Annotated in this window: 13 protein-coding genes; 8 read left to right on the forward strand and 5 right to left on the reverse strand. The window is 61.2% G+C overall.

Annotated features, from left to right (window positions below; translation table 11 throughout):
* The first annotated feature begins 193 nt into the window (after positions 1 to 193).
* Positions 194 to 1,882, forward strand: a complete 1,689-nt coding sequence (locus AB4Z00_RS04770) for a GH35 family beta-galactosidase (protein ID WP_442045129.1) — start codon at positions 194 to 196, stop codon at positions 1,880 to 1,882.
* A gap of 41 nt (positions 1,883 to 1,923) precedes the next feature.
* Here AB4Z00_RS04770 and AB4Z00_RS04775 read toward each other — a convergent pair whose 3' ends face one another.
* Positions 1,924 to 2,283, reverse strand: coding sequence for a LysR substrate-binding domain-containing protein (locus AB4Z00_RS04775; RefSeq protein ID WP_442045130.1), 360 nt, complete (start codon positions 2,281 to 2,283; stop codon positions 1,924 to 1,926).
* 994 nt (positions 2,284 to 3,277) lie between these two features.
* On the opposite strand from AB4Z00_RS04775, the gene AB4Z00_RS04780 reads away from it, so the two are divergent.
* Both AB4Z00_RS04780 and AB4Z00_RS04785 read left to right on the forward strand, forming a co-directional pair.
* Positions 3,278 to 3,604 (forward strand): winged helix-turn-helix transcriptional regulator, encoded by a 327-nt coding sequence (locus AB4Z00_RS04780; protein ID WP_442045461.1) that lies wholly within the window; start codon positions 3,278 to 3,280, stop codon positions 3,602 to 3,604.
* 143 nt (positions 3,605 to 3,747) lie between these two features.
* The gene (locus AB4Z00_RS04785) at positions 3,748 to 4,119 is read left to right on the forward strand and encodes a cupin domain-containing protein (RefSeq protein ID WP_134093616.1); all 372 of its coding nucleotides are present in this window, start codon (positions 3,748 to 3,750) and stop codon (positions 4,117 to 4,119) included.
* A 12-nt stretch (positions 4,120 to 4,131) separates the two neighbouring features.
* Here AB4Z00_RS04785 and AB4Z00_RS04790 read toward each other — a convergent pair whose 3' ends face one another.
* The gene (locus AB4Z00_RS04790) at positions 4,132 to 5,025 is read right to left on the reverse strand and encodes an AraC family transcriptional regulator (protein WP_134093615.1); all 894 of its coding nucleotides are present in this window, start codon (positions 5,023 to 5,025) and stop codon (positions 4,132 to 4,134) included.
* Between the two features lie 136 nt (positions 5,026 to 5,161).
* Here AB4Z00_RS04790 and AB4Z00_RS04795 point away from each other — a divergent pair, with 136 nt between their 5' ends.
* From AB4Z00_RS04795 to AB4Z00_RS04810, 4 genes are read left to right on the forward strand one after another with little or no spacing between them, the layout of a single operon-like run.
* Positions 5,162 to 5,905 (forward strand): SDR family NAD(P)-dependent oxidoreductase, encoded by a 744-nt coding sequence (locus AB4Z00_RS04795; protein ID WP_134093614.1) that lies wholly within the window; start codon positions 5,162 to 5,164, stop codon positions 5,903 to 5,905.
* Between the two features lie 14 nt (positions 5,906 to 5,919).
* Positions 5,920 to 6,315: a VOC family protein gene (locus AB4Z00_RS04800; protein ID WP_134093613.1), complete on the forward strand. Its 396-nt coding sequence runs from the start codon at positions 5,920 to 5,922 to the stop codon at positions 6,313 to 6,315.
* The gene (locus AB4Z00_RS04805; protein ID WP_442045131.1) at positions 6,206 to 7,297 is read left to right on the forward strand and encodes a saccharopine dehydrogenase family protein; all 1,092 of its coding nucleotides are present in this window, start codon (positions 6,206 to 6,208) and stop codon (positions 7,295 to 7,297) included. Before AB4Z00_RS04800 ends, AB4Z00_RS04805 begins: the two co-directional genes overlap by 110 nt.
* 20 nt (positions 7,298 to 7,317) lie before the next feature.
* Complete coding sequence (locus AB4Z00_RS04810; protein ID WP_134093611.1) at positions 7,318 to 7,884, forward strand: DNA-3-methyladenine glycosylase I; 567 nt, start codon at positions 7,318 to 7,320, stop codon at positions 7,882 to 7,884.
* 324 nt (positions 7,885 to 8,208) lie between these two features.
* Here AB4Z00_RS04810 and AB4Z00_RS04815 read toward each other — a convergent pair whose 3' ends face one another.
* The 3 genes from AB4Z00_RS04815 to AB4Z00_RS04825 all read right to left on the reverse strand — a co-directional run bounded on the left by AB4Z00_RS04815 (position 8,209) and on the right by AB4Z00_RS04825 (position 10,371).
* Positions 8,209 to 8,673 carry a nuclear transport factor 2 family protein gene (locus AB4Z00_RS04815; protein WP_442045132.1) on the reverse strand — a complete coding sequence of 155 codons (465 nt, stop codon included), beginning with the start codon at positions 8,671 to 8,673 and terminating at the stop codon, positions 8,209 to 8,211.
* A gap of 194 nt (positions 8,674 to 8,867) precedes the next feature.
* On the reverse strand, positions 8,868 to 9,344 hold the full coding sequence (locus AB4Z00_RS04820; RefSeq protein WP_134093609.1) for a nuclear transport factor 2 family protein: 477 nt from the start codon (positions 9,342 to 9,344) through the stop codon (positions 8,868 to 8,870).
* A 124-nt stretch (positions 9,345 to 9,468) separates the two neighbouring features.
* Positions 9,469 to 10,371, reverse strand: coding sequence for a LysR family transcriptional regulator (locus AB4Z00_RS04825; protein ID WP_134093608.1), 903 nt, complete (start codon positions 10,369 to 10,371; stop codon positions 9,469 to 9,471).
* Positions 10,372 to 10,417: 46 nt separating this feature from the next.
* Here AB4Z00_RS04825 and AB4Z00_RS04830 point away from each other — a divergent pair, with 46 nt between their 5' ends.
* Positions 10,418 to 10,867, forward strand: a complete 450-nt coding sequence (locus AB4Z00_RS04830) for a hypothetical protein (protein WP_442045133.1) — start codon at positions 10,418 to 10,420, stop codon at positions 10,865 to 10,867.
* The last annotated feature ends 191 nt before the right edge of the window (positions 10,868 to 11,058 follow it).

The following is an 11,058-nucleotide window of genomic DNA, read 5'->3' on the forward strand; positions in this document are numbered from 1 at the left end:
AGGTTGAAATAGCTACCCATCATGAGCTCCTCAATATGCGGGCCGGGGCTGCCGTTTGCGGCGAGTCAGCCACAGCGAACACTGAGCTACTTCATCGGGATGCAGGAGCAACGCTGGCCCTCCGCCTTAGGGTTGCATAATATGAATCATAATTCTAATATCTGCCTATAACGATATACTGTGGGGGAACGTTGTGAGAGATACCCTGTGCCGCCTGGCACTGTCTGCGACTGCCATTTTGGCAGTGATCCCCGCAGCGAGTGCCCAACAGCTGCCTGTGATTAGGGATAACCAGCTTCTGGTGGATGGTAAGCCCTACCTCGCGCTGGGCGGTGAGCTGCACAATTCCAGCGCCTCCAGTCCCGAATATATGCAGCCGATCTGGGACAAGCTGCAGGCTATGCATGTTCGCACGGTGGTCGGAACGGTTAGTTGGGAGGACTTCGAGCCGAAGGAAGGCCAGTTCGATTTCCGAGCGGTCGACGCGCAGATCGCAGAAGCCCGAAAGCGTGACATGCGCCTTGTCCTGATCTGGTTCGGGGCATTCAAGAATGCGGCCTCGACCTACGCGCCCAGTTGGTTGCGCAGCAATGAGCGGCGATTCCCGCGTGCCATCGCGCAGGGCACGATGTCAGAGGCATTCACCTACAAGGGCGCCATGCCAAAGCCGGTGCTGTCGGTGTTTTCGCCTGAATTGCTGAAAGCGGATCGCACCGCCTTCGTAGCACTGATGAGACATCTCGCCGAAGTCGACACGGATCACCGGGTGATCATGGTGCAGGTCAACAACGAGACGGGGATGCTGCGCGACAGCCGCGACCGTTCGGCGTTGGCAGAGCGCGCCTGGAAGGCCCCGGTACCGCCGCAACTTCTCCAATACCTCGCTGCCCATCGCTCAGGCCTGAAGCCGGAACTGGACGCGGTCTGGAGCCGTCAGGGTCGTCGCGCTTCGGGCACCTGGTCAGACGTGTTCGGCACCGATTGGCAGGCTGAGGAAGTCTTCATGGCCTGGCATTTCGCCAGCTACATGGAGGCGCTCGCTGCTGCGGGCAAGCGGGAACTGGCCTTGCCGATGTATGCCAATGGCTGGCTCGGCCCGCAGGACGGTCAGCCCTTGGCCGGCCAATATCCCAGCGGCGGTCCGGCAAAGCGGGTGCTCGACGTCTGGCGCGCAGCGGCTCCATCGCTCGACATGCTGTCGCCCGACATATACGCCCCCAACACCAAGGAAGTGCTGGCGGACTATGACCATGCCAGCAATCCGCTGTTCGTCCCGGAAGCACAGTTTCGGACAGGCGACATTTTCTGGGCGCTCGGCCAGCATCGCACGATCGGTTATTCTGTCTTCGGTATCGAGGATGGACGGACCGATGGACAACTGGCTCAAGCCTACGCCGAGTTGTTCGGCATGGATCAGGCGATCACAAAGGCGCAGGCCGAAGGACGCATCGCCGGCGTTCTGTTGGATGATGGCAAGCCCGTGGTCATCAAGCTCGGCGGCTACAGCATCACCGTTCAGGAAACGATGGCGCTCCTCAAGCAGATGCTGCTCGACGTTGGATTGCAGGCACCGCCACCGCCGCCGCCTTTGCCCAGTGAAACCGAAGGCCCCGGCACGCGCCCTGCCCCTGGAGACGGCCGGGCGTTCGGCCTGATCATCGACGAAGGCCACGATACCTTTCTTGTCGTCGGGAAAGGTTTCACGGCGGACTTCGCCATCGGCTCGAAGCTGGCCGAAGTTGATCGAGTGGAAGAAGGGCGTTTCGATACGCAAGGCTGGAAGGTTGGCCGCGTGTTGAATGGAGACGAGCGGCTCAGCATCGTTCCGACCGATCGCATCGGGGCCATCCGTATCAAGCTGATGCGCCCGCGATCAAATTAGCGGAATTCAGGGTACCCGGTCGTCACCTGACCGGTGTTCCATCATCCGTCTAAAAGGGTTCTTCGCACAAGCCAATCGTGGAAGGCAGCCACTTCGTAGCGGCGGAGCGCCTTAGGCGATGCCACCATGTAGTATGCCCATTTGACCGGCCAACAGCACTTCAGGAGCAGATGGACAAGGCGCCCGGCTTTCAGCTCCTGTACAACCAGAGCCTTACGCATCAAAGCGACGCCTCGACCTGAAATGGCCGCCTGAATCAACGCTGCTGTGGAATTGATCTTGAGGCCGCGACCCGGGGTGCCGTTATGGATCAGCGTCTGCTCGGTGAGCCATCCCGCTGTCGGCTGTTCGTCAACCGGCAACAGGCGATGGTGGCACACCGCGATGATCTCTTCGGGCATCAGGTGGATAGTTTTGAGACTTGGTTCCGATCCCTGCGGTGCAAGGCATCGTGCGCTGGCGGATCATCGACTTGGTGCAGTGATGTGGGAGGAGTTCGCGATCTCGATCAGTAAGCAGGCGCTGGGCCACGAGTTGCGCACCATGGGGATATCGCAAGCTCTCGACCCGGCCGCACCGTCACGGGCAGAAGCGCGAGGACATCGTCAAAATGAGTTCGCCGCGCGCCTGGCGCAAATCCGGCGCGGCCTGATCAAAGGCAATCACATAGTGTTATGGTGGCAAGACGAGACCCGGGTCAGTTGGGGACATTGCTTACCGGACGCTGGGAAGCGAGGAGCGCCCCTCCTGTGCACCACGCGACCAGTACCGCGTGTCGGCGGCAGGCGAACGACGGCTCTTAAAACAAACGGCCGTTAGCATCACTGCTAGCTAACGGCGCCTATCTGGTCGACACCTGCCGGGAAAGCAGACCGTCAGCACCTGAGGATCAACAATTGGACGGGGAGCGACCGATAAGGGTCGGTTTTGCCGGGCGCAAAACGCCGCGTTGTGGGACAAAACCGGCGTTCGTGAGCCGGGCCGGGAATGGCAGGTCCCCATCTAACACCTGCCATTCCTGAAGCCCAATCGTCGTTCCAAGGATGCGCGCGACCTGCCGTTTGCGGAACGTGGGGTTTGCGGTTGCTATTCTGCGATAGCTGCCGTTTGCCTGCCGTTGCTTCGCGGCTAAATACGGCATTGCGCAGCTCCGGGCAAAACGGCAGCTTTGCCCCCACGTCCTCACTTGACGATTCCCTGACAGTGGATCTTGTGCTAATTTGATCGTTGCGAACATTTTGTTCCTAAGGCCGATGTGAGCTCGCCGTCACAGGTGAGAACGTCGGTTGATCCGAGAAGCTTAGGTACTCCACCATTCCAAACTCCAATAACGCCGGCCCTTTAGACAGCATTGCAGATGGTGATGACCATTCCGGCTGCCACGCCCTGTTGAAGGTGCTCGATCGCATTGGCGACAAGTGGACGGTGATGGTGGTGGGCGTGCTGGCCAAAGGCCCGACCCGGTTCAACGCCATTCAAAGGGCCATCAACGGCATTTCCCATCGGATGCTTACGCTGACCCTGCGCGCGCTGGAACGCGACGGTATGCTTGAGCGCCGCGCCTTCGCGACGATCCCGCCGAAGGTGGAGTATGAGCTGACGCCGTTGGGGCGTTCACTGATCGATCCACTCGATACGCTCATGGCTTGGGCACAAACGAACAGGCCCACGATTGAAACAGCCCAATCGGGATATGACGATCGCTCCAAAGACGCCGGTTGAGTGGCCGCAGAACCACCTGAAGCACGAACATTCGTGTGCGTGGCGCACGTTTTTGTGCATTCTTGCGGGTAAATCAGCCCGCTCTATCTCGCATCTGAAAAGCGACGCCGCCCCTCGGCCCGCTGAACAGAGAAGAGTGCGATATGGCAGACCAGCTTATCATCGAAACGTTCGAAACCGTTGAATGGAAGGAGTTCCCGGGCGCACCAGGCGTTCAGTACGTCGATGTCGAAGGCACGATCTTTTCGCCGGGTCCGTTTCTGGCACGGGTCCGGTTTCCGGGCGGCATCGATACGCCGCCGCACAAACACCAGGCACCGTTCATCGATCGCAACACCGTGATCTCGGGTACGCTCTACGTGGGCATCGGCGAAACGTTCGACCGATCCAAGGGGATAGCCGTGCCGCCGGGCGGCGTGGTGGCGATCCCGCCGGGCACCCCGCACTTTGCCTGGTCCGAGGAAGATACGGTGGTGCATGTACACGGCGAAGGTCCGTGGATCCCCCACGCCTGATCGCCGGGCGTCCTAGGCGATCGAAGGATGGACATTGCGCACGATGTGCAGGGCATCCTTCGACGGCGGCAGGCCGAAGTAGCGGGAATATTCGCGGCTGAACTGGGTGGCGCTCTCATATCCGACACCGAACGCCACCGAGGTCGCATTGCCTTCGCCAGCGATCAGCAGCGAACGTGCATGGAGCAGGCGGATTCGCTTCTGGTACTGGAGCGGGCTTAGCGCCGTCACCGCCTTGAAGTGGCGATGGAACGCCGAAACGCTTAGCGCCGCCATCGCGGCCAAGGTCTCGATCCTGAGCGGGCTGGTGAAATTCTGCCGTATCCACTGGATGGCGACGCCAATGCGTGACAGTGCGGTTCCTGGCGCGGCGATATCGCGCAGCATCCACCCCTGCGGTCCCTGCAGGACACGGTAAAGGATCTCGCGCTCATAGGCGGGCGCCAGCGCCGGGATGTCGCCAGGCCGTTCCATCAGGCGAAGCATTCGCACCCAGGCATCGAGCAGTTCGTCGGTCACGGGCGCGATGGAGAAGCCCGGACTGTAAAGTTCACCTCCGGCAGGTTTGGGCAGGTCGGCGAGCAGGTTCGCGACGATGGCCGGCTCCAGCGTCAGGCTGACCGCAAGATAGGGCTCGCCGCTTACGGCAGGATGGACCGAACCGACCGCCGGAAGATCGACGGACATCACGAAATACGTGGCCGGATCGTACTGCAGCGTCCGCTCGCCTACGGTCATCGTCTTCGATCCGGTGAGGATCAGGTTGATCATCGGATCGTAGACGGCGGCAAGCTGGTGCTCGGGGATCGCACCCTGGACCATCGCAACGCGCGGAATGCCGGTGTCAGTACGGCGGTTTTCGGCATGGCCAGCCAAGCGTCGCAGTTCGTTCAGGGTCTCTATCATGGCCGGGATCATCCCACGCGCTGATGCCTCCGCCAAGTCAAAAGCAGGAATAGGCATGGATCAAAGAGGATCGAGTGAGCGCAGCCCTCGGCCCTGGCGTAATTGAAAGGACGACAGCAACACGAGGAGATTTGCCATGAAGATTGTCATCATCACCGGGGGAAGCCGTGGCATTGGCGCCAGCGCTGCGCGCCTGTGCGCCAGGAATGGCATGGGTGTAATTCTCACCTACAACAGCAATCCCGCGTCGGCCGATGCGGTCGTCGCCGGGATCGAGACCGATGGCGGCAAGGCCGTCGCCCTTAAGCTGGACGTTGCCGATACCTCCACGTTTCCAGCGTTCCGCGATGCGGTGAGCGCGGCGCTCAAGGCGACCTGGGACCGCCGCGATTTCGACGGTCTCGTTAACAACGCCGGATACGGGGTGTTCAATCCGATCGCGACCGTGACGGAAGCCGAGTTCGACGGCCTGTTCGCAGTGCATCTCAAGGGTCCGTTCTTCCTGACCCAGACGCTGCTCCCCATCATGGCCGATGGCGGCCACATCGTGAACGTGGCCAGCGCCACGACGCGCGTGGCCACCGCCGGGGTCGCACCCTATGCCAGCTTCAAGGGCGGCCTGCAGGTGCTGACGCGCTACATGGCTGCAGAGTTCGGCGACCGTGGCATCCGCGCCAACTCAGTGGCGCCGGGTGCGATCCGTACCGATCTTGGCGGCGGACTGAACGACGAGTTCGAGGCCATCCTTGCCGGACAGACCGCGCTGGGCCGCGTGGGCGAACCGGACGATGTCGGCGGCGCGATCGCCGGGCTGTTTTCCGATGAAAGCCGCTGGATCAATGCGCAGTCGATAGAAGTCGCCGGCGGTTATATCATCTGAATTCGGAGAAAATCATGCTCGATCACGTCTTCCTGTCGGTCAGCGACCTCGATCGCTCGATCGCCTTCTACACCGCAGCGCTGACGCCTCTGGGGATCACCCAGCGCGTTGATTACGATGGCAAGGATGGCCCTCCTGGGCATCCCGACCTCAAAGGCTTCGGCAGGAACAACCGCATTTTTTTCTGGCTGAGGCCAGGTGTCGTGGAAGGCGCAGCGGCCCATGTCGGGTTCGTCGCGGACTCGCAGGCGGAAGTGGACGCGGCCTATGCCGCCGCCATCGCCGCCGGCGGAACCGACAATGGAACGCCTGGAGCCCGGTTGCACTACGACCCGCGTTACTACGCCGCGAACGTGCTGGACCCTGACGGATACAGCCTCGAATTCACTTACAAGAACTGGCAGCACTGACATGAAAAAACTGATGATCTACGGCGCCGCCGGTTATACCGGACGTATGGCCGCAAACAACGCCAAGGCCCACGGTCTGGACTTCGTCATCGCCGGACGGGCGCAGGATGAAACCAAGCTGCAACCCATCGCCAAGGAACTCGGGGTAGAATGCCGCCTGTTCCCGGTCGAAGACGCCACAGCTTCACTGGCCGATATCAGCGTTCTGCTGAACTGTGCCGGGCCATTCATGCGCACCGCCGAGCCGCTCATGCGCGCATGCATCGCCACCGGAACCCATTATCTCGACATCGCGGCCGAACTGGACAGCTACCGGCTTGCGGAGGTCCTTGATGGCGAGGCGCAGGCCGCAGGCGTCATGTTGCTGCCGGGGAGTGGGGGCAGCGTCGCCATGCTGGGTTCGCTTGCCGGACATGCGGCGATGCGCGTCGAGAAACCCGTCCGCCTCAGCATCGCGTTGCATGTCGCGGGCGGTTTCTCGCGCGGCTCTGCGGTTAGCGCCAGCGAGAACGTGACGACCGAGACGCTGCGCCGCATCGATGGGCAGCTTGTCGGCCGCGGCGCCGACGAGGTCCGCAGCTTCGACTTCGGCAACGGACCCGCCACGGCTTTCCCGGTGACGCTACCCGATCTCATCACGATCTGGCGGGCAACGGACATCCCGGACATCGAGACCTTCGTTTATGTAACGGACGGCGCCTTTCCCGCAGGCGATCTGGCCGCCATGCCGGACGGACCCACGGCCGAGCAGCGGGAAGCCAATCGCTACCACGCTTCCGTTGAGGTAACTGGCGCGGATGGTACGATCGTTCGTTCGATCCTCGATACCGTCAATGGCTATACCTTCACCACCATCGCTGCGGCGGAGGCCGCTCGGCGGGTGATCGGCGGCGAGGCGCGGCCAGGATTCCAGACGCCCGCAGGGCTGTTTGGCGATGATTTCGCGCTGACGATCGCCGATACCCGGATCATCGATCTGTGACTGATCAGGAGAGCCCGACCGTGGAAGCAAAGCAGCGTTGTGGATGGGCGGGTTCCAACCCGCTCATGCAGACCTATCACGACACCGAATGGGGCGTCCCTGAGCGCGACCCGCGCATGTTGTGGGAGACGCTAATGCTCGAAGGCTTCCAGGCCGGGCTCTCCTGGGAAATCATCCTGCGCAAACGAGATACCTTCCGCGAAGCGTTTGCTGGCTTCGACCCGCAGCAGGTTGCCCGGTTCGACGAGCAGGACATCGAACGATTGATGGCCAACCCCGGCATTGTCCGCGCTCGGGCCAAGATCGCAGCGACAATCAAAGGGGCGCAGATATACAACGCGATGCAGGATCGCGGCGAGGATTTCGCCGACTATTGCTGGTCCTTCACGGCCGGTGGGCCGATCGAAGGCAGCGTCTACGACACGCAGACGCCGCTTTCAGCGACCATCTCCAAGGATCTGAAGGCGCGGGGGTTCAAATTTGTGGGGCCCACGATCGTCTACGCATGGCTTCAGGCTGTCGGCATCACTAACGATCATGTGCCTGCCTGCTTCCGCAGGCATGAAATCCTAGGGCAGAAAGAGTGATGCCTCGGGCTGTCGAAAACACCACTTTCCTCCTTGAGGAGGGCATTTTGATCGCCGACTTCATCGCGACGAATGCCGATATCGATCCATAGCTTGAGGATCAGTCCGGCTTCGTTTCGCGCCACGTCAGTGAACGTGATGATGGCTTTATCGTCGATATGCTTGTGTGGGAGTCAGCAGATCCCGGGCATCTTGCCGCGCATGGCATGATGAATGATATGGCCTCGTCGCCGACCCATACGGTGATTGATCGAGCCAAAGTGGAGTGGACGCTCTTCACCGTTCATCATGTCGGACCCGCGGTCTCCGGAGAGTGACCGCGTGTTAAAGCCAGGTCTCCTCGACCCTGATCCGGGTGAGCACACTTTCACGGATTCTCCAGCGACCGTCACGTTTCAAGTAGTGGTCGTGATAATGGCCCCAGCCCCGGAAGATGCAGTGCGGCGCGATCAGGTAATCCTGGATGGCCCAGATGCCGGTCGCGGTTCCGTCTCCGGTTATCGCGATCTCGGGGAGAGTCAGGTGGTGAATCGGCTGTACCTCAGCGACCATCCTGACGGCGTTGGCCAGGAAATCGTCAGCGCTGTGAACCTCGTATCGATCCGGCGCCGCAACTAACGCACGCGGTGCGCCGTCGACGAGACAGTGGAAGTCGTCCGTCAGGCATTGGCGCAGCTCCGTCCAGTTCTTCGTATCGCCGAAGCGGGCGTAACGGACCTTCAACTGCTGGATTTCCAGAATGTCGATGAGGTCGCTCTGCCTCGGCACGGAGCGTCGTTCTTTCGTCATGTTAGATGCCCCGTGCGCCGCCAGCGGCCCCGATCGCCTCTCCGCTTACCCGCAACGATGCCGCTTGATGCGCCCGTGACCAGTGCGATTTTTCCAGCGAGTTTCATGGTATGTTTCCTCTTATACGAGCGTCGACGCCCAGCAGTCACCTGCAGCGTCGACCTCGTTCAGGGGGAGATTTACGGCGCCGGGTCTCAGACGACCGAGAGAACGGTGGGGTCGCCGTCGCGCCAGACATTATCAATCAGCAGACGGCGCATGACCCACGTCTCGCCGTCGCGCACCAGTTCGACATCGTAGCGGTTCTTCATCATATAATGGCGGCCGTGATCGTCGGAAGGCAGGTGTTGCGCTTCGACCAGGGCTTCCAGATGCGCCTTCTCGCCATCGAGGACCACGCGGGGATTGCTCACGGTATGCGTGGTGTCCAGCGACTTGAGCGAACCCGACAGCGCGGCGACGATAGTGTCCCGGCCTTCGAGCACCGGATATTCGAAGCCTGCCTTGGCGGCGGCGGCGCGAAAGTCGATCGTCGCATCGCTTGCGAGCGAGGAGCCCAGTACGTCTGGTCGGCGCAAATCGATGCCGGCCGCATACCGATAGAGGGCGTCCGCCACAGCGAGCTTGTCCGCAGCGAGGGTTGAGATGGCGCTTTGGCTTGATGCCGACATTTTGCTTTCCTTGTTATCTGTCGATCGCTTGCGCGAGACGGATGCTATCTATGGAAAGCAGCGGGGCCGCTGTAGGCGGCGTTAGCGACTACCAAACATTCCTTCACGGAATGCAGGGCGACGTTCATGGCGACAAGGCTGGCTCGGCCGCAAAGGTCGCAGCAAGGAAGTCCACGAATACGCGAACGCGGGGTGGCATCTTTCGTCCGCTCATGCTCACCGCATGGATCGGCACGGCATCGGGCGCGAAGGCTTCGAGTATCCGGACGACCCTACCTTCCTGGATATCGCCATAAAGCAAAGCCATTGGTCCATGCAGCAAGCCGATTCCCGCCAGCACGGACGCGCGCAGGTCTTCGCCATCGTCCGAGCGCAGCGAGCCGGAAGGGGTGATCGAGAATGCCCCATCGTCCCCCTTGAACTGCCAATCCAGGGCTGCGCCGTCGGTCTGCCCCACGATCAGTCTGTGGTTCGCCAGCTCCCGCGGAGTCAGGGGCGTGCCGTGATCTGCAAGATAGCTGGGTGCGGCAACTGTGACCATTTGCATGGTGCCGATCTTGCGGGCGACGAGGCTCGAGGATTTGAGGTGGCCTACCCGCAGAGCGACGTCGATGCCATCTTTCACGAGGTCCACTCGCCGCTGCGCGACCGTGAATTCTATCTCCACTTCAGGAAACTGGGAAAGGAAGGAAGACAGCTTCGGGATGATGAACATGCGGCCCAATACCGGCGGGGTCGCAACACGAACCAGCCCTGCCGGACCGAGATTGCCGCTCCGCACTCGCCCTTCGATTTCATCGAGATCGTCGAGCAGACGCACTGCGGAATTGTACAGGTCCAGCCCTGCGGGAGTAGGCCGCAGTCCGCGCGACGTTCGCTCGACCAACCGGGCTCCGATGCTGGCTTCCAGCGCGGCGATCTGCTTGCTGACCGCTGGCTGCCCCAAGCCCAGCTCCTGTGCCGCTCGAGTAAAGCTACCCAATTCGACAACCCGGACCAGCAGCTGATATGTAGCGAAGCGGTCCATGCACACCTATTCCTACGAGGAATGGCGGATGAACCATCCCAGTTGAATGCGCAAGCAAGTTTCAGCAGTCGATGGCCAGGTTGCGTCTGGCTACTTCCGGCCGGAGATCCGCCATCTAGCAGAACGGACAAAAGGCCAGAAATGTCCTAAGCGTTGTCCTTTCCCACCGGTCGATGAAGGTTATGGTGGGTTTCCGCTTCTGGGTGCGGGGATCGAGCAGTTGAGCGGCCGCAAGGGGCGTATGACCGACCGGCAGCTGTCAAACTTGCGAGGGACCGGTTTCGGCGCAAACCGTCATTTCGGCGCCCGCACAGGAATGGCTTGGGTTGGTCGCGAGCAGCCGGAACCGGACGGTCTGCACCTGGGGAGCGAAAATCGCTCTCTGAACGGCGACAAAGGGTCGGCTTCCGCCGGCAGCACGGCACCGCCGCCATCGTTGCAATACAACGCCGCGTTTTGGGAGTTACCCGCCATTCCCGAGCATAAGCCGCAATGACCCGTTTCGGTGAAACACCGGACATTCGCACCTTTACCTCACTCACCTCATGAACAGGCAACATTAACGGGCCGATACCGGAATTTCCGCATAAGGGCGCCTAGATTGAAATAGCGACCTTTCGCAAATTTGCGGACGCAGCAGACGCCGACGACTTTCGCCGTTTAGATGGCCTCCTGCCGGTATAGAAG

It is taken from the genome of Novosphingobium sp. YAF33 (genome assembly GCF_052113265.1).
Taxonomy (GTDB): Bacteria; Pseudomonadota; Alphaproteobacteria; order Sphingomonadales; family Sphingomonadaceae; genus Novosphingobium.

Coding starts and splice junctions, on each gene's coding strand:
- AB4Z00_RS04825 (WP_134093608.1), bottom strand. CDS start 10,371: ATGGACCGCTTCGCTACATATCAGCTGCTGGTCCGGGTTGTCGAATTG.
- AB4Z00_RS04805 (WP_442045131.1), top strand. CDS start 6,206: ATGGAACGCCTGGAGCCCGGTTGCACTACGACCCGCGTTACTACGCCG.
- AB4Z00_RS04815 (WP_442045132.1), bottom strand. CDS start 8,673: ATGACGAAAGAACGACGCTCCGTGCCGAGGCAGAGCGACCTCATCGAC.
- AB4Z00_RS04800 (WP_134093613.1), top strand. CDS start 5,920: ATGCTCGATCACGTCTTCCTGTCGGTCAGCGACCTCGATCGCTCGATC.
- AB4Z00_RS04775 (WP_442045130.1), bottom strand. CDS start 2,283: ATGCCCGAAGAGATCATCGCGGTGTGCCACCATCGCCTGTTGCCGGTT.
- AB4Z00_RS04820 (WP_134093609.1), bottom strand. CDS start 9,344: ATGTCGGCATCAAGCCAAAGCGCCATCTCAACCCTCGCTGCGGACAAG.
- AB4Z00_RS04830 (WP_442045133.1), top strand. CDS start 10,418: ATGCGCAAGCAAGTTTCAGCAGTCGATGGCCAGGTTGCGTCTGGCTAC.
- AB4Z00_RS04785 (WP_134093616.1), top strand. CDS start 3,748: ATGGCAGACCAGCTTATCATCGAAACGTTCGAAACCGTTGAATGGAAG.
- AB4Z00_RS04795 (WP_134093614.1), top strand. CDS start 5,162: ATGAAGATTGTCATCATCACCGGGGGAAGCCGTGGCATTGGCGCCAGC.
- AB4Z00_RS04790 (WP_134093615.1), bottom strand. CDS start 5,025: ATGATAGAGACCCTGAACGAACTGCGACGCTTGGCTGGCCATGCCGAA.